The organism is Pseudomonas sp. GQ91, assembly GCF_059758795.1.
Genome location: NZ_JCAXED010000002.1, coordinates 167,358 through 183,458 on the forward strand (window position 1 = coordinate 167,358; position 16,101 = coordinate 183,458).

Annotated in this window: 22 protein-coding genes; 10 read left to right on the plus strand and 12 right to left on the minus strand. The window is 59.0% G+C overall.

Features of this window, described 5'->3' with window-relative positions; genetic code table 11:
* Nucleotides 1-213 precede the first annotated feature (213 nt).
* The 7 genes from murA to AC6CIA_RS02940 all read right to left on the minus strand — a co-directional run bounded on the left by murA (nt 214) and on the right by AC6CIA_RS02940 (nt 4,897).
* On the minus strand, nt 214-1,479 hold the full coding sequence (gene murA, locus AC6CIA_RS02910) for a UDP-N-acetylglucosamine 1-carboxyvinyltransferase (RefSeq protein ID WP_498310545.1): 1,266 nt from the start codon (nt 1,477-1,479) through the stop codon (nt 214-216).
* 23 nt (nt 1,480-1,502) lie between these two features.
* Nucleotides 1,503-1,742 (minus strand): BolA family protein, encoded by a 240-nt coding sequence (locus tag AC6CIA_RS02915; RefSeq protein WP_339528902.1) that lies wholly within the window; start codon nt 1,740-1,742, stop codon nt 1,503-1,505.
* 114 nt (nt 1,743-1,856) lie between these two features.
* Complete coding sequence (locus AC6CIA_RS02920; RefSeq protein ID WP_498310546.1) at nt 1,857-2,162, minus strand: STAS domain-containing protein; 306 nt, start codon at nt 2,160-2,162, stop codon at nt 1,857-1,859.
* Nucleotides 2,159-2,812, minus strand: a complete 654-nt coding sequence (locus AC6CIA_RS02925) for an MlaC/ttg2D family ABC transporter substrate-binding protein (RefSeq protein ID WP_498310547.1) — start codon at nt 2,810-2,812, stop codon at nt 2,159-2,161. Before AC6CIA_RS02925 ends, AC6CIA_RS02920 begins: the two co-directional genes overlap by 4 nt.
* An 11-nt stretch (nt 2,813-2,823) precedes the next feature.
* Nucleotides 2,824-3,291 (minus strand): outer membrane lipid asymmetry maintenance protein MlaD, encoded by a 468-nt coding sequence (gene mlaD, locus AC6CIA_RS02930; RefSeq protein ID WP_498310548.1) that lies wholly within the window; start codon nt 3,289-3,291, stop codon nt 2,824-2,826.
* Nucleotides 3,291-4,088: a lipid asymmetry maintenance ABC transporter permease subunit MlaE gene (mlaE, locus tag AC6CIA_RS02935; protein WP_339528906.1), complete on the minus strand. Its 798-nt coding sequence runs from the start codon at nt 4,086-4,088 to the stop codon at nt 3,291-3,293. The genes mlaD and mlaE overlap by 1 nt, the downstream gene beginning before the upstream one ends.
* On the minus strand, nt 4,088-4,897 hold the full coding sequence (locus tag AC6CIA_RS02940; protein WP_339528907.1) for an ATP-binding cassette domain-containing protein: 810 nt from the start codon (nt 4,895-4,897) through the stop codon (nt 4,088-4,090). Before AC6CIA_RS02940 ends, mlaE begins: the two co-directional genes overlap by 1 nt.
* A gap of 287 nt (nt 4,898-5,184) precedes the next feature.
* Here AC6CIA_RS02940 and AC6CIA_RS02945 point away from each other — a divergent pair, with 287 nt between their 5' ends.
* The 10 genes from AC6CIA_RS02945 (at nt 5,185) to AC6CIA_RS02990 (ending at nt 12,192) form a co-directional block, all read left to right on the plus strand.
* Nucleotides 5,185-6,159, plus strand: a complete 975-nt coding sequence (locus AC6CIA_RS02945) for a KpsF/GutQ family sugar-phosphate isomerase (RefSeq protein ID WP_498310549.1) — start codon at nt 5,185-5,187, stop codon at nt 6,157-6,159.
* A complete protein-coding gene (locus tag AC6CIA_RS02950) occupies nt 6,160-6,684 on the plus strand; it encodes a KdsC family phosphatase (protein ID WP_498310550.1) in 525 nt (174 codons plus the stop codon).
* Nucleotides 6,685-6,692: 8 nt separating this feature from the next.
* A complete protein-coding gene (gene lptC / locus AC6CIA_RS02955; protein WP_498310552.1) occupies nt 6,693-7,265 on the plus strand; it encodes an LPS export ABC transporter periplasmic protein LptC in 573 nt (190 codons plus the stop codon).
* The gene (gene lptA, locus AC6CIA_RS02960; protein WP_339528911.1) at nt 7,252-7,785 is read left to right on the plus strand and encodes a lipopolysaccharide transport periplasmic protein LptA; all 534 of its coding nucleotides are present in this window, start codon (nt 7,252-7,254) and stop codon (nt 7,783-7,785) included. The genes lptC and lptA overlap by 14 nt, the downstream gene beginning before the upstream one ends.
* Nucleotides 7,785-8,510, plus strand: a complete 726-nt coding sequence (lptB, locus tag AC6CIA_RS02965; RefSeq protein ID WP_084376299.1) for an LPS export ABC transporter ATP-binding protein — start codon at nt 7,785-7,787, stop codon at nt 8,508-8,510. The genes lptA and lptB overlap by 1 nt, the downstream gene beginning before the upstream one ends.
* Nucleotides 8,511-8,695: 185 nt before the next feature.
* Nucleotides 8,696-10,189, plus strand: a complete 1,494-nt coding sequence (locus tag AC6CIA_RS02970) for an RNA polymerase factor sigma-54 (protein WP_339528913.1) — start codon at nt 8,696-8,698, stop codon at nt 10,187-10,189.
* Between the two features lie 73 nt (nt 10,190-10,262).
* Nucleotides 10,263-10,568: a ribosome hibernation-promoting factor, HPF/YfiA family gene (gene hpf / locus AC6CIA_RS02975; RefSeq protein WP_003171804.1), complete on the plus strand. Its 306-nt coding sequence runs from the start codon at nt 10,263-10,265 to the stop codon at nt 10,566-10,568.
* Between the two features lie 10 nt (nt 10,569-10,578).
* A complete protein-coding gene (gene ptsN / locus AC6CIA_RS02980; RefSeq protein ID WP_498310553.1) occupies nt 10,579-11,043 on the plus strand; it encodes a PTS IIA-like nitrogen regulatory protein PtsN in 465 nt (154 codons plus the stop codon).
* Between the two features lie 2 nt (nt 11,044-11,045).
* Nucleotides 11,046-11,903, plus strand: coding sequence for an RNase adapter RapZ (rapZ, locus tag AC6CIA_RS02985; protein ID WP_498310554.1), 858 nt, complete (start codon nt 11,046-11,048; stop codon nt 11,901-11,903).
* A 16-nt stretch (nt 11,904-11,919) separates the two neighbouring features.
* Nucleotides 11,920-12,192 (plus strand): HPr family phosphocarrier protein, encoded by a 273-nt coding sequence (locus AC6CIA_RS02990; protein ID WP_339528916.1) that lies wholly within the window; start codon nt 11,920-11,922, stop codon nt 12,190-12,192.
* A gap of 22 nt (nt 12,193-12,214) precedes the next feature.
* Here AC6CIA_RS02990 and AC6CIA_RS02995 read toward each other — a convergent pair whose 3' ends face one another.
* Genes AC6CIA_RS02995 through AC6CIA_RS03015 form a run of 5 tightly spaced genes read right to left on the minus strand, consistent with a single transcriptional unit; the run spans nt 12,215 to nt 15,984 of the window.
* Nucleotides 12,215-13,108: a ZIP family metal transporter gene (locus tag AC6CIA_RS02995; RefSeq protein WP_498310555.1), complete on the minus strand. Its 894-nt coding sequence runs from the start codon at nt 13,106-13,108 to the stop codon at nt 12,215-12,217.
* Nucleotides 13,109-13,138: 30 nt separating this feature from the next.
* A complete protein-coding gene (locus AC6CIA_RS03000; RefSeq protein WP_498310557.1) occupies nt 13,139-13,750 on the minus strand; it encodes a superoxide dismutase in 612 nt (203 codons plus the stop codon).
* A gap of 1 nt (nt 13,751) precedes the next feature.
* The gene (locus AC6CIA_RS03005; protein WP_498310558.1) at nt 13,752-14,195 is read right to left on the minus strand and encodes a DUF2753 family protein; all 444 of its coding nucleotides are present in this window, start codon (nt 14,193-14,195) and stop codon (nt 13,752-13,754) included.
* A gap of 27 nt (nt 14,196-14,222) precedes the next feature.
* On the minus strand, nt 14,223-15,599 hold the full coding sequence (locus tag AC6CIA_RS03010; RefSeq protein WP_498310839.1) for a class II fumarate hydratase: 1,377 nt from the start codon (nt 15,597-15,599) through the stop codon (nt 14,223-14,225).
* On the minus strand, nt 15,589-15,984 hold the full coding sequence (locus tag AC6CIA_RS03015) for a FagA protein (protein ID WP_339528920.1): 396 nt from the start codon (nt 15,982-15,984) through the stop codon (nt 15,589-15,591). Before AC6CIA_RS03015 ends, AC6CIA_RS03010 begins: the two co-directional genes overlap by 11 nt.
* Between the last annotated feature and the right edge of the window lie 117 nt (nt 15,985-16,101).

Here is a 16,101-nt window from a genome sequence, read left to right on the forward strand (position 1 = left end):
GGGTCGCAATCGGCGCCAGACACAGATCGAGGCCCTTCCAGCCTCGATTTGAAACAAATTCAGCATACCGCTCAGTTAACCGTAAACCCCGACCCGTGGCGAGCGGGCTTGCCCCGCTTTGGGTTGCGTAGCGCCCCCAAAAACAGGACTGCTGCGCAGTCCAACGCGGGACAAGCCCGCTCGCCACAGTGACGGTGCTGCCAGTTCCGGGGACTAGCCCGGTACGCGGCGGATTTTCGCGCCGAGCATCTGCAGTTTCTCTTCGATGCATTCGTAGCCACGGTCGATGTGGTAGATGCGATCGATCAGGGTATCGCCTTCGGCCACCAGCGCCGAAATCACCAGGCTCGCCGAAGCACGCAAGTCGGTGGCCATGACGGGCGCGCCCTTGAGCTTCTCGGTACCGGTGACAATCGCAGTGTTGCCTTCGACCTGGATCTTGGCGCCCATGCGGTGCAGCTCGTACACGTGCATGAATCGGTTTTCGAAGATGGTCTCGATAACCGCGCCGGTGCCTTCGGCAATCGCGTTCAGGGAGATGAACTGCGCTTGCATGTCGGTCGGGAACGCCGGATACGGAGCGGTACGCACGTTCACGGCCTTTGGCCGCTTGCCGTGCATGTTCAACTCGATCCAGTCTTCACCGGTGGTGATTTGTGCACCGGCTTCCTTGAGTTTTTCCAGGACCGCTTCAAGGATCGTCGGATCAGTGTCCTTGACCTTGACGCGACCACCGGTCACGGCAGCGGCGACCAGGTAGGTACCGGTCTCGATACGGTCCGGCATCACCTTGTAGACAGCAGAGTGCAGGCGCTTTACACCGTCGATGGTGATGGTGTCGGTGCCGGCGCCAGTGATATTGGCGCCCATGGCGATCAGGAAGTTGGCCAGATCGACCACCTCCGGCTCGCGTGCGGCGTTTTGCAGGACGCTGCGGCCATTGGCCAGGGCAGCCGCCATCATGATGTTCTCGGTACCGGTCACACTGACGGTATCAAAGAAGAAGTTGGCGCCACGCAGCCCACCTTCAGGCGCCTTGGCCTTGATGTAGCCGCCTTCGACGTCGATGGTTGCGCCCATGGCTTCCAAGCCACGGATGTGCAGGTCCACCGGACGCGAACCGATGGCGCAACCGCCTGGCAATGCCACTTCAGCTTCGCCGAAACGGGCAACCATCGGACCCAGCACCAGGATCGAAGCACGCATGGTTTTCACCAGTTCGTACGGTGCGATCAGGGTCTTGATGGTACGCGGGTCGATTTCGACCGCCAGTTTCTCGTCGATCACCGGTTCGATGCCCATGCGTCCGAACAGCTCGATCATGGTGGTGATGTCGTGCAGGTGCGGCAGGTTGGCCACGGTCACCGGGCCATCGCACAGCAGGGTCGCCGCCAGGATCGGCAGGGCAGAGTTCTTCGCCCCGGAAATGCGGATCTCGCCATCAAGGCGGGCACCGCCGGTAATAATCAATTTATCCATAAGAATCTCGACGCCTTGGGGGCTCAGGTGCGCTCGGCCCAGGCCGCGCGGCTGAAAAATTTCATAGTGACCGCATGGATGCTGCCATCGGTGATCCATGGGTTCAAATGGGCATAGATCTGCTGCTGACGCTTGACCGGGCTCAACGCCGCCAGTTCATCGCTAATCACGTTCAGCTGGAAGTTGCAGCCTTCGCCTTCAACTTCTACGTTCGTTTTAGGCAGCTTTCCTTCAAGGAAGCTCTTAACTTCTAGGGCCTGCATGCTCAACCTCTATCGGCGCCCAGTGCGCACGGGTCGCACATCATACAAAAAAGCCCCGCGCCTGCGAACCCCGCATAGCAGGACTCTGACGGGGGGCTTTTGCACTGATGTGTACTAGGGATGGGCCAGCAACTCGGTCAAACCACTCACCTGAGCGATTTCACGCATGTCATCGGGCAATGCACGAATACTGACAGGTTTGTTGACGGCCGCGGCATCTCGCATGAAACACAGCAGCAACGACAGGCCAACGCTGCTGGATTTCGCCACCGCCGAACAATCCAGCACCAGCGCCGACGCGGTACTGGCGTTGATCAGCGCCTGGCCCTGCTTGCGCAAGGCGGGTCCGCTGCGGTAATCCAGCACGCCGCTCAGGAGCAACTCGCCAGCCTCGCCTTGACGAATAGCCGACTCGGTCATTGCGCCTGCTTCTCTGCGGCGTCTTCGGTCACTTCCTTGGCCTTGGCGACTTCACCGGCCCAACCATCGATGGTTTTGTCCAGGTCGTTGCCATTGCGCTGCATTGCGTCAGAAAACTGGTCACGGAACAACTTGCCGATATTGATGCCGTTGATGATCACGTTGCGCACTTTCCACTCACCGTTGATCTTCTCAAGGGTGTAGGAAACCGGATAAACCGAACCGTTATTGCCCTTGACCTGCATATCGACGCTGGTGCGGTTGCCGGACTCGTCCTTGGCCGGGGAAACCGTGATGCCCTGGTTGTTATATTCCAGCAAGGCATTGCCGTAGAACTGCATCAGGCTGCGCTTGAAGTTCTCCTGGAAACGCTGCATTTGCTCAGGCGTGGCCTTTCGCGAGTACTTGACGGTCATGATGCTGCGGGAAATGCCGTCGGCGTCGACCACCGGGCCCACGATACCGTTGAGGGCGTCGTAGAACTCGCCAGGGCTCTGCTTGTACTTTTCCTTGTTGGCGGCAAGGTCTGCCAGCAACTCTTTGGTGGTTCTATCAATAATGTCATGCGCCGAAGGCGCCGCCACGGCGTTAGCCATCAAGGGCAAGGCTGCCAGCAGCACCAACAGGCCACGTCGCAAGGTAGAGATCATGAACAAACTCCTCATTTGGCGTCTTTGCTAACCGTATTAAGCAGGAATTTACCGATCAGGTCTTCCAGCACCAACGACGACTGTGTGTCATGAATGGTCGAACCATCCTTGAGCAAGCCCTCTTCGCCGCCCACGCTGATACCAATGTACTTTTCACCCAGCAGACCCGCCGTGAGAATGGATGCAGTGGAGTCAGTCGGCAGATTGTCCACCTTCTTGTCCAGTTGCAGAGTCACTCGGCCGGTAAAGCTGTCGCGGTCCAGATCGATTGCCGTGACCTTGCCGATGGTCACACCGGCCATGGTCACTTTAGCTCTGACCGTCAAACCGGCGATATTGTCAAAGTAGGCGTAAAGTTTATAAGTATCGGTAGTCGGGCTGGCCGAAAGGCCGCTAACGCGCAGGGCGAGCAACAGTAAAGCCAGGATGCCAGCCAGCAAGAAAAGGCCGACACCGATTTCCACAGTGCGGTTTTGCATCAGAAATCTCCAAACATCAAGGCGGTCAAAATGAAGTCAAGGCCCAGTACCGCCAGCGAGGCGTACACAACGGTCTTGGTGGTGGCGCGACTGATCCCTTCTGAAGTGGGTTCACAGTCGTAGCCTTGGAATACGGCAATCCAGGTCACTACAAAAGCGAAGACAATGCTCTTGATGATGCCGTTGAGCACGTCACCGCTGAAGGTCACGCTGTTCTGCATGTTGGCCCAGTAGGAGCCTTCGTAGACCCCCAACCAGTCCACCGCCACCCAGGAACCACCCCAGATCCCGACCACGCTGAAAATCATCGCCAGCAGTGGCAGGGAAATGAAACCGGCCCACAGGCGCGGGGCAACAATATACTTGAGCGGGTCCACACCGATCATTTCCAGGCTGGACAACTGCTCGGTGGCTTTCATGTTGCCAATCTCGGCGGTCAGCGCAGAACCGGCCCGACCGGCGAACAACAACGCCGTCACGACCGGCCCGAGTTCGCGCAGCAATGTCAGGGCAACCATCTGCCCGACAGCCTGCTCCGAACCGTAGCTGGAAAGGATATTGAACCCCTGCAAGGCCAGCACCATGCCGATGAACACCCCGGAGACCACGATGATCACCAGGGACATCACGCCCACCGAATGCAGCTGCTTGATCAGCAAGCCAAAGCCACCGCCGATACCGCCGCGCCCCAGCAAGGCATGGAACAGGAAAATCGTCGAACGCCCGAGTACTTCGACAATGTCGATACCGGAACGACCGAAAAGGCGAACCTTCTCGATTAAAGATGTCTTGCGCATCAGCGCTTCCCCAGAAGATCTGAGCGGTAGTCCGCTGCCGGAAAATGAAAAGGCACCGGGCCGTCGGGATCGCCGGTCATGAATTGACGAATGCGCGGGTTGTCCGCGTTCATCAGTTCTTCAGGCGTACCCTGCCCCAGCACCTGGCCATCGCCGACAACATACAGGTAGTCGGCAATGCTCGCGGTTTCCGCCAGGTCGTGGGAAACCACGATACTGGTGATGCCCAGCGCATCGTTGAGCAAACGGATCAGGCGTACCAGCACCCCCATGGCGATCGGGTCCTGGCCGACGAACGGCTCGTCATACATCAGGATCTGCGGATCGAGGGCAATCGCGCGCGCCAACGCGACACGACGCTTCATGCCACCGGAAAGCTCGTCCGGCATCAGCTCGATGGCACCGCGCAGCCCGACGGCTTGCAGCTTCAGCAAGACGATATCGCGGATCATTTCATCAGGCAGCTGGGTATGCACCCGCAGCGGAAACGCCACGTTTTCAAAGACGTCGAGGTCGGTGAACAGGGCGCCGCTCTGGAACAGCACGCCCATCTGCTTGCGCGCATCGAACAGATCACTGCGCGACAGTTGCGGCAGATTCTGGCCATTGACCCACACTTCACCGGCGCTTGGACGCAATTGCATGCCCATCAGGCGCAGCAACGTCGTCTTGCCACTGCCGGAAGGCCCCATGATGCCGGTTACCTTGCCACGGGGAATGCGAATATCGACATTATTGAAAATGCTGCGCGTACCGCGCTTGAAGGACAGGCCCTTCAGCTCGACCGCGTAGGCGTTATCGGCACTCATCTAAACTCCTTGGGATGCAGCCTCTCACTCAGACACCATGCTTGAGACAATTGCTTGCGACAGTTAGACACATGGGCTTCGCGGACCGAACTGGCGGCGAACTATATCACTGCTGACATAAAGCGCCCAAGGCCGGAGCAGAGCTTGTTCAGAAACAGGACAGGTGAAAAAGCGTATTTGCGACGCATCCCGCAGCCCGTGCGAACGAAGCCTGACGAACTTGCGTGAGGGTTTTGATCATTACCGCTATAATCGCCGACTTTTCGTCAGGCTATCCGATTTCACACATGAGCCAATCCAGCGATCTTATCCAATCCGCACAGCGCACCATCCGCCTCGAGCTTGAAGCCGTAGAAGGCTTGCTGGCCCGCATCGACGCAGATTTCGTACGCGCCTGCGAGATGATTCTGGCCAGCAAGGGCCGCGTTGTCGTGGTCGGCATGGGCAAATCCGGCCACATTGGCAACAAGATTGCCGCAACGTTGGCGAGCACCGGAACCACTGCGTTTTTCGTGCACCCGGCCGAGGCCAGCCATGGCGACATGGGCATGATCACCCGCGACGACATCATTCTGGCCCTGTCGAACTCCGGCACCACCAATGAAATCGTCACCCTGCTGCCCCTGATCAAGCGCCTGGGCATCAAGTTGATCAGCCTGACCGGCAATCCGGACTCGACGCTGGCCAAGGCCGCCGAGGTCAACCTGAATGTCAACGTGGCCCATGAAGCCTGTCCACTGAACCTGGCGCCAACCTCCTCGACCACCGCCGCCCTGGTCATGGGCGACGCCCTGGCCGTGGCGCTGCTGGATGCGCGCGGCTTCACTGCCGAAGATTTCGCTTTTTCCCATCCGGGCGGCGCCCTGGGTCGTCGCCTGCTGCTGAAAGTGGAAAACGTCATGCACTCCGGCACCGAACTGCCCAGCGTGCCGCGCGGCACCCTGCTCAAGGATGCGCTGATGGAAATGACCCGCAAGGGCCTGGGCATGACGGCGATCCTGGAAGCCGATGGACGCCTGGCCGGGATTTTCACCGACGGCGACCTGCGGCGTACCCTTGACCGCCCTATTGATATCCACACCGCGACCATCGACGATGTGATGACCCCTCACGGCAAGACCGCCCGCGCCGAAATGCTCGCGGCCGAAGCCTTGAAAATCATGGAAGACCACCGCATCAGCGCGCTGGTGGTGGTCGACACCGATGATCGACCGATCGGAGCCCTTAACCTTGGCGATCTGCTGCGCGCAGGAGTGATGTAAATGAGCACCGACCTGTTGCAACGGGGCAAGGCCATCAAACTGGCAATTTTCGATGTCGACGGCGTACTGACCGACGGTCGCCTGTACTTTCTCGAAGACGGCAGCGAATTCAAGACCTTCAATACGCTCGACGGCCAGGGCATCAAGATGTTGATGGCTTCGGGGGTGCAAACAGCCATCATCAGCGGCAGAAAGACGTCGGTTGTGGAACGTCGCGCACAAAACCTGGGGATTCCTCACCTCTATCAAGGCCGCGAGGATAAACTGGTGGTTCTGGACGAGCTTCTTGGCCAACTGAATCTAAGCTATGAGCAGGTCGCTTATCTGGGCGATGACTTGCCTGACCTGCCAGTGATCCGCCGTGTCGGTTTGGGCATGGCGGTGGCCAATGCCGCGGCGTTCGTGCGCGAGCATGCCCACGGCATTACCCAGGCCCGCGGCGGCGAAGGCGCCGCTCGTGAGTTCTGCGAGTTGATCCTGCGCGCGCAGGGCAGCCTTGAAGCGGCCCACGCCGCCTACTTATAGAGCTATCTATGCTGAGTAAAAAGATCCGTAATTTCCTGATATTCGGGACTATCGCCGTACTGTTCCTGGCGGTCGGCTACTGGAATATCAGCCCGGAACGCTTCCTCGACCAGCCTGTGGCGCAAGTCGACGGCGGCGCCATCGACTATTACGCCACCAACGCCTACAGCGTGCAGTTCCTGCCCGATGGCAAGGTGCAATACGAGATGACTTCGGACAAGGTCGAACACTTGAAGGCCTCGGAGATCACACTGTTGACCAATCCGGACCTGAATCTTTATCGCGGTACCGAGTACCCTTGGCACGTCACCAGCAAGCGTGGCGAAGTCAATCCGGACGGTACCGAAGTGGAGTTGATCGACTCGGTGCGTATCGCGCGCACCGATGCCGAGAATCGCCAGACCGTGATCACCAGCAGTCGCATGACCGTATTCCCGCAGAAGCAATATGCGCAGACCGAGCAAGACGTTAGAATCGACGGCGCTGGCGGTGTATCGACTGGCAAGGGAATGAAAGCGTATTTGAAAGAAAGCAGGATACACCTGCTATCGAACGTAAGAGGACAGTATGAGGCTCGTTAAAACCCTCCCTATTTTGCTCGGTCTGGGCGCAGCACTGGGAAGCGTGAGCGCCTGGGCTCTGCCGAACGATAGCCAGCAGCCGATCCACATCTCGGCTGACGATGCGCAACTGGATGACAAGCGAGGCATCGCGACCTACACCGGTGACGTCGTCATCACCCAGGGCTCGATGAAGATCACCGGCAGCAAGGTGACATTGACCCGCACCGCGGCGGGCGATATCGACGTGGTGACCTCGGTGGGCAACCTGGCGTATTTCGAGCAGCAGCAAGCCGCCTCCGATCCAGGCCCGATGAAAGGCTATGGCCGGACCATTCAGTACCATGCGCAGCAAAACCGCATCGTCCTGATTGACCAGGCCAAGGTGGTCAGCACCGACGGCAACTCCACGGAAGGTGAAAAGATCACCTATGACACCGTGAAGCAGGTCGCCAACGCCGGCCGCGCCAACGGCAGCAACGTCACCACGCCACGTCCACGCATCGACATGGTTATCCAGCCGAAGAAGAAGGCCGAGTAATGGCAACCCTGAAAGCCCAGCATCTGGCCAAGGCCTATAAAAGCCGTCAGGTCGTGCGCGACGTCAGCCTGTCCATCGACAGCGGCCAGATCGTCGGCCTGCTTGGCCCCAACGGTGCCGGCAAGACCACCTGTTTCTACATGATTGTCGGCCTGGTCCAGGCGGATCAGGGCCGTGTACTGATCGACGACCTGGATGTCAGCCACCAGCCCATGCACGGCCGTGCCCGGGCCGGGATCGGCTATCTTCCCCAGGAAGCGTCGATCTTCCGCAAACTGTCGGTGTCCGACAACATCATGGCGATCCTCGAAACCCGCAAGGAACTGGATCGTGACGGCCGTCGCCAGGAGCTGGAAAGCCTGCTGCAGGAATTCCACATCAACCACATTCGCGACAACCTCGGCATGAGCCTTTCCGGTGGCGAGCGGCGCCGCGTGGAAATCGCCCGCGCCTTGGCCACCGCCCCGAAATTCATCCTGCTGGACGAGCCCTTCGCCGGTGTCGACCCGATCTCGGTGGGCGATATCAAGCAGATCATCCATCACCTCAAGGCCAAGGGAATCGGTGTATTGATCACCGACCACAACGTACGCGAGACGCTCGATATCTGCGAAACCGCTTATATCGTGAATGATGGCCAACTGATCGCCGAAGGTGACGCCGCGACGATTCTGGCCAACGATCTGGTCAAGGAAGTTTACCTGGGTCACGAGTTCCGCTTGTAAACACCTTGGTGTCATAGCGCAGCGCCACGGAGCGCGCGAGTCAATAAAAACCTTATTATTTTTATTGTTACCGCGCTCTAGGCAAAGCAACCGACATCAGGCATATAATTTGCTTATGTTTGGCGCTCACGCGCCCTGTCGTGGATGGCGCACTGCGCCGGCGAATAAGGTGTTAAGCCCCTGCCATGAAACCATCGCTAGTCCTGAGAATGGGCCAGCAGCTGACGATGACACCGCAGCTGCAACAGGCCATCCGCCTGCTCCAATTGTCGACCCTGGACCTGCAACAGGAAATCCAGGAGGCCCTGGAGTCCAACCCGATGCTCGAACGCCAGGAAGAAGGCGACGACTTCGATAACGCAGATCCGTTGGCCGACAACATCGAGCAAAAACCCAACGCCGACGTGCAGGAACCGTCCTATCAGGAAACCGCCCCGACGGTGGATAACCTTGAGGAAGGCGAATGGAACGAGCGCATTCCCAATGACCTGCCCGTGGACACTGCCTGGGAAGACGTCTACCAGACCAGCGCCAGCAGCCTGCCCAGCAACGACGATGACGAATGGGACTTCACCACCCGCACCTCCGTCGGCGAGAGCCTGCAGAGCCACTTGCTGTGGCAACTGAACCTGGCACCGATGTCCGACACCGATCGCCTGATCGCCGTGACCCTGATCGATTGCATCAATAACCAGGGCTACCTTGACGAGACCCTCGAGGAAATTCTCGACGCTTTCGACCCGGAACTGGACATCGAGCTGGACGAAATCGAAGCCGTCCTGCACCGCATCCAGCAATTTGAACCGGCGGGCATCGGCGCCCGCAACCTCAGCGAATGCCTGTTGCTGCAACTGCGCCAACTGCCCGCCAAGACGCCATGGCTCACCGAAGCACAGCGCCTGGTCACTGATTACATCGACTTGCTGGGCGGCCGCGACTACAGCCAACTGATGCGCCGCATGAAGCTCAAGGAAGATGACCTGCGCCAGATCATCGAACTGGTGCAAAGCCTCAACCCGCGCCCTGGCTCGCAAATCGAGTCCAGCGAGGCGGAATACGTGGTGCCCGACGTGATCGTGCGCAAGCACAACGAACGCTGGCTGGTGGAGCTTAACCAGGAGTCAGTGCCGCGCCTGCGGGTCAATCCGCAATACGCCGGTTTCGTTCGCCGGGCGGATACCAGCGCCGACAACACCTTCATGCGCAACCAGTTGCAAGAGGCCCGCTGGTTCATCAAGAGCCTGCAAAGCCGCAACGAGACGCTGATGAAAGTCGCCACGCAGATCGTCGAGCACCAGCGCGGCTTCCTGGAGTACGGCGACGAAGCGATGAAACCGCTGGTGCTGCATGACATTGCCGAAGCGGTAGGCATGCACGAATCGACCATTTCCCGCGTGACCACCCAGAAATTCATGCATACCCCCCGGGGTATTTATGAGTTGAAATACTTTTTTTCCAGCCACGTCAGCACCTCCGAAGGCGGCGAATGCTCGTCCACGGCGATCCGCGCAATCATCAAAAAACTGGTTGCCGCGGAAAATCAGAAAAAGCCGTTGAGTGACAGCAAGATCGCTGGTTTACTGGAGGCACAAGGCATTCAGGTCGCCCGCCGAACCGTTGCCAAATACCGCGAATCCCTTGGGATTGCGCCTTCCAGCGAGCGCAAGCGGTTGATGTGACGGGCGGGCCACAGCGTTCCAGTGGCAGGCATTTGCCTGCCGCTTTATGCACTGGCAACGAAGGAGAAGCTGTATGCAAGTCAACATCAGTGGACACCAGCTGGAAGTCACCAAGCCCCTGCGTGAGTACACCGAGAGCAAGCTGAACAAGCTTGCGGGGCATTTTGACAAGATCACCAACGTGCAGGTCATCATGGAGGTCGATAAGCTCAAGCAGAAAATCGAGGCCACCTTGCACGTACCGAACGCCAAACTCGTCGCCAACGCGGAACATGAAGACATGTACGCGGCAATTGACTCGCTGTACGACAAGCTGGACCGCCAACTCATAAAGCATAAGGAAAAGAATCTGCACCTGATGCAAGGTACAGGTCGTTAACTCTCCCCCCATGATCCGACTTGAAACCATCCTGACCCCCGGCCGTTCCCTCGTGAACGCGCCGGGCGGCAGTAAAAAGAAAGCCCTCGAACAAATTGCCAACCTGATCAGTCGCGAAGTGCCTGAGCTGGAGATGCAAGATGTTTACGAGGCCCTGATCGCCCGTGAAAAACTTGGCTCCACCGGTTTTGGCAACGGCATCGCCATCCCTCACTGCCGACTGAAAAGCTGCGAGCTGCCAGTCAGCGCCCTGCTGCACCTGGACGCTCCGATCGAATTCGACGCGATTGATGGTGCCCCGGTAGACCTGCTGTTCGTATTGCTGGTCCCGGAAGCCGCCACCGATGCGCACCTGGAACTGCTCCGGCAGATCGCCAGCATGCTCGACCGCAAGGATGTACGCGACAAATTGCGCAGTGCCGAGACCAATCAGGCGCTGTATCAGGTTGTCCTGGATGAACAAAACGGGCAGTAATCATGCGTTTGATCATCGTCAGCGGGCGTTCCGGCTCGGGTAAAAGCACCGCTCTCAACGTCCTCGAGGACAACGGTTTTTACTGCATCGACAACCTGCCCGCCGGCTTGCTGCCCGAGCTCGCCGAGCGTGCGCTGATCCACACCGAACTGGCGCAACCGCTGGTCGCCGTGTCGATCGACGCCCGCAACCTGCCGAGTCACTTGTCACGCTTCCCGGAACTGCTTGAAGAGGTGCGCGGCAAGCACATTCATTGCGATGTGCTGTACCTGGACGCGGATGAAGAAACCCTGCTCAAGCGCTTCTCGGAAACCCGTCGTCGTCACCCCTTGAGCAGTGCAAATCGCTCGCTGGCCGAAGCCATCGAAGACGAAACCAACCTGCTGGGGCCAATCATTGACTTGGCCGACCTCAAGATCAACACCACCAGCCTGAACCTTTATCAGCTGCGTGATGCCATCAAACTACGCCTGCTGAACCAGCCGGAATCGGGCACCGCCTTTCTGGTTGAGTCCTTTGGCTTCAAGCGCGGCATGCCCGTCGACGCCGACCTGGTATTCGATGTGCGCTGCTTGCCCAATCCCTACTGGAAACCGGAACTGCGCGAGCAGTCCGGCCTTGACCAGCCGGTGGCCGAGTACCTGGCCGCACAGCCGGATGTCGAAGAGATGTTCCAGGACATTTCCAGTTACCTGCTTAAATGGTTGCCACGCTTTGCCGCCAGCAATCGGGCCTATGTCACTATCGCCGTTGGCTGCACCGGTGGGCACCACCGCTCCGTCTACCTGACCGAACGCCTGGGCCAGGTTCTGCAAAAAACTCTCAAGAATGTCCAGGTCCGCCACCGCGACCTTAGCTGAAAGGAACACACCCGCGATGCCCGCTCTGGAAATTGAAATCATCAACAAACTGGGCTTGCATGCCCGGGCGTCGGCTAAGTTTGTCGGAGTCGCGGGTCAGTTTCCTTGCCAGATTCGTGCAGGACGAACCCCCGAATCCATGGTTGATGGCAAGAGCATCATGGCGATGATGATGCTCGCCGCGGGCAAAGGCACCAGGATTCATCTGAAAACGGAAGGCGAGCAGGAAGAAGAAGCAATGGCAGCCTTGGTGGAGTTGATCAATAACTACTTCGACGAGGGTGAGTAACCTCACCCTGGCCGCATCGGCTTCACCCCAACGCCGTATCCATTGTCATCATCAGACAAAACCCGATGCACAACCCCAGGCTCGCGAGCTTGTCATGGCCATTGCGCCGTGATTCGGGGATGACTTCATGCGTGACCACCAAGAGCATCGCCCCGGCAGCCAGCGCAAGGCCCAACGGCAATAACATTTGCGCCAGGCTCACCAGCCAGGCACAGAGAATGGCAAAGACCGGCTCTACCAGCCCGGATGCCGCCCCGATCAGGAACGCCTTGAACCGCGACATCCCCGCCCCTGCCAGCACCAGTGCGATCACCAAGCCTTCGGGCACGTCCTGCAACGCAATCCCCATGGCCAGACTGTCCGCATCAGGCATGCCGCCGCCTGCCGACACGCCCACAGCCATGCCTTCAGGGATGTTATGCGCGATGATCGCAAACACAAATAACCAAATGCGCGGTGGAACCACCGGGTTTTCGGCGGTGCCTACCAGCGTATCCGGACTGGCTCCCGACACCTTGCGATCCACCAGAAACAACCCGAACGCTCCCAGCATGATGCCGAAGCTGATCAGGCCACTGGAGGCCCAGGGCGTCAGCCCCAGTTTTTCGGCGGCGGCAATCCCCGGCACGATCAGTGAAAACGCAGTTGCCGCCAGCATCACGCCAGCACCGAAGCCGAGCAACGTATCACTCACCGCCAACGGCATTCGGCGGATCACCAATACCGGCACCGCGCCGAGTGCGGTGCCCAAGGCACACAGGGCGCCGCCCTGCAGGGCACGCAGCATGCGCGGCTCCAGGTCCAACCAGGCCAGCCCTTGAGCCACCAGCAGTGCGGTGCCTGCCAATAGCAGCAGAGTTCCAAGCATATTTCGAAACATTCGCACGCGGCCGTCGGCCAGTATTTCAGTGCCCATAGTCGACCTTAGGTCTGGTTCCAAGAGAGCTTAAGCAAGGGCCGCCTGATAGCGCTCGGCGACTTCCGGCCAGTTGATGACGCTATAGAACGCGTTGATGTACTCGGGGCGACGGTTTTGATAGCGCAGGTAATAAGCATGCTCCCAGACGTCCAGACCGAGGATCGGTGTATTCCCGCTCATCAATGGGCTGTCCTGGTTGCCGCTGCTTTCAACGACCAAGGTCTTTTGCGGGGTGACGCTCAACCAGGCCCAGCCACTGCCGAAACGGGTCAGCGCGGCCTTGGTGAAGGCCTCCTTGAACGCTTCATAGCCCGCCAACTGTTCGTCGATGGCCTTACCCAGCGCGCCGTCCGGCTTACCGCCGCCGGAGGGCGACATCACCGACCAGAACAGCGAGTGATTGGCATGGCCACCACCTTGATTGATCACCGCCGCCCGCAATCGTTCCGGCAACTGCTGGACGCTGGAGACCAGTTTTTCCACTGGCCAGCCGGCAAACTCGGTGCCCTCGACGGCGGCGTTGAGGTTATTGATATAGGTCTGGTGGTGTTTAGTGTAGTGAATCTCCATGGTTTGCGCGTCGATATGCGGTTCCAGCGCATCGTAGGCATAAGGCAAGGCGGGCAAGGTGTAAGTCATCTCAATGTGCTCCATAGGTAGGGCTGCTGCGGGTCGGCGCAGTCGTTTGCGCCGCGTGATTGCCCAGCAAGCGATAGGTGCGCGGGTATTCGCCGTGCTCACTGATGAAGTTCAACAATTCGACGTAGGTCTTGCTGCTCTGGCGCAACGCCGCTTCGCGCAATGCCGGCTTCAATCGGACGTCCTGCAGGGTGTGCAGCAAACGCTGATGAATGGCACAGAGGTATTCCGCACTTTCTTCCGGCTGATTCAGCCGCAGGTGCAGATCCGCCAGGTTATGGTGCGAAATGACGCAAGCCGCGACGGCTTCGTCGGCATCGCTCCAACGCTCGAATAACACTTGGGCCAAGGCCAACGCCTGCAAGTAATGCTCGCGGGCATCCACCAGTTCGCCTTGCATAAAGCAGTGATTGGCCCTTTCGATCGTGCGTTTCCAGTGCTCCATGGTGAGCCTCCAAAGCAGGGTCGGTGATTACACGCCGCCGGCCGTCAGTTTTTCCGGATCCAGGAGTACTTCCAGCTGGCTGCGGGGTAGATCGGTGTGCTCAAGCGCTACATCAATTACCGGGCGCCCTTGCTGGTAGGCTTTCTTGGCGATTTCGGCGGCTTTTTGGTAACCGATGATCGGGTTGAGCGCGGTGACCAGGATCGGGTTACGCGACAGCGCTTCCTTGAGCTTGGGCTCGTTGACCTTGAAGCTGGCGATCGCCTTGTCGGCCAGCAGACGGCTGACGTTGGCCAGCAACTCCAGACTGCCCAGCAGGTTCTGGGCAATGATCGGCAGCATCACATTCAATTCAAAATTACCCGACTGCCCGGCAACAGTGATCACCGTGTCATTGCCGATCACCTGCGCCGCGACCATGGCGGTAGCTTCGGGAATCACCGGATTGACCTTGCCCGGCATGATCGAGGAACCGGGCTGCAGGCCTTCCAGCTCAATTTCACCAAGCCCGGCAAGCGGGCCCGAGTTCATCCAGCGCAGGTCGTTGGCAATCTTCATCAACGATACCGCGGTGGCCTTGAGCTGGCCGGAGACGGCAACGGCAGTGTCTTGCGAGCCAATCAACGCAAACAGGTTCTTGCCCGGCGTGAATTGCACATGGGTCAAATCGCTCAGCTGCTGGCTGAACCGCGCGGCGAACTCAGGGTGCGCGTTGATCCCGGTGCCCACCGCCGTACCGCCCTGTGCCAGGGCTTGCAAACTCGGCAGCAAGTCCTGCAAATGACCGATATTGGCCTTGAGCTGCTGTGCCCAGCCGTTGAGCACCTGACTCATGCGTACCGGCATGGCATCCATCAGGTGAGTACGGCCGGTCTTGATGAACGGATGCACCTCCTGCGCCTTGCGCTCGATGACCCGCACCAGGTGCAACAAAGCCGGCAGGGTTTGCTCGTGCAGCACCAGTGCCGCACTGACATGGATGGTCGTGGGAATGATGTCGTTGCTGCTCTGCCCACAGTTGACATGATCGTTGGGATTGATCGGTTCGCCCAGCAGGCGGCTGGCCAACGTCGCAATCACTTCATTGGCGTTCATGTTGGAACTGGTGCCGGAACCGGTCTGGAAGATATCCACCGGGAAGTGCTGCACGAAATCACCTTCCAGCAGCCCCTGGGCGGCATCGACAATGGCTTTGCCCTGCGCTTCGCCAATCTGCTTGAGGTCGACGTTGGCCTTGGCCGCCGCGGTTTTTGCCAGGATCAGGGCACGGATGAATTGCGCCGGCATACGTTGATGACTGATGGGAAAGTTGTTCACCGCGCGTTGCGTTTGAGCGCCATACAGCGCGTCAGCGGGTACTTGCAGTTCGCCCATGCTGTCGCGTTCGAGACGGTTAATCATCAGAAGATCCTTGCACCAGGTCAGAGTGGGAAATCGTGGGCAGCAACTCACACGTCGCAAGCTGCCAGGCAAAGGTCTGCCAGCGCTTGAGGCGGCAGGCACAGCGAGAGAGCGCCTCCAGGTCGCGCAGCGGGCGCCAGGCCTGATCCAGGCACAGGGAGCGCCAATGCCAGGGCAACGCCACATCCGTCGCGGTATCGAGCAGCAAGCGGAACGAAGTCTCGGCGATGGTCCACGGATGGGTCGCCGTGCAGCAGGCCAAATAGCGACCTTCGTTCAAATAGTGTTCGATCAGGCGCGGTTCGTCAGGATCGAGCCCACAGCGAATCTGGCGACTCATCCAGCGCCAGCTTTCCAGGTAGGGATCCTCGTGCAGGACAGAACTCATGATCCGCGCTCATTCAGTAATGATATTCATTATTAAATGATATTGAGAATCAAAACAAGCCTGAACTCTGCACGCTTGTCTGTCCTGCGGAATTTCAAACAAAAAAAGCGCGCCACC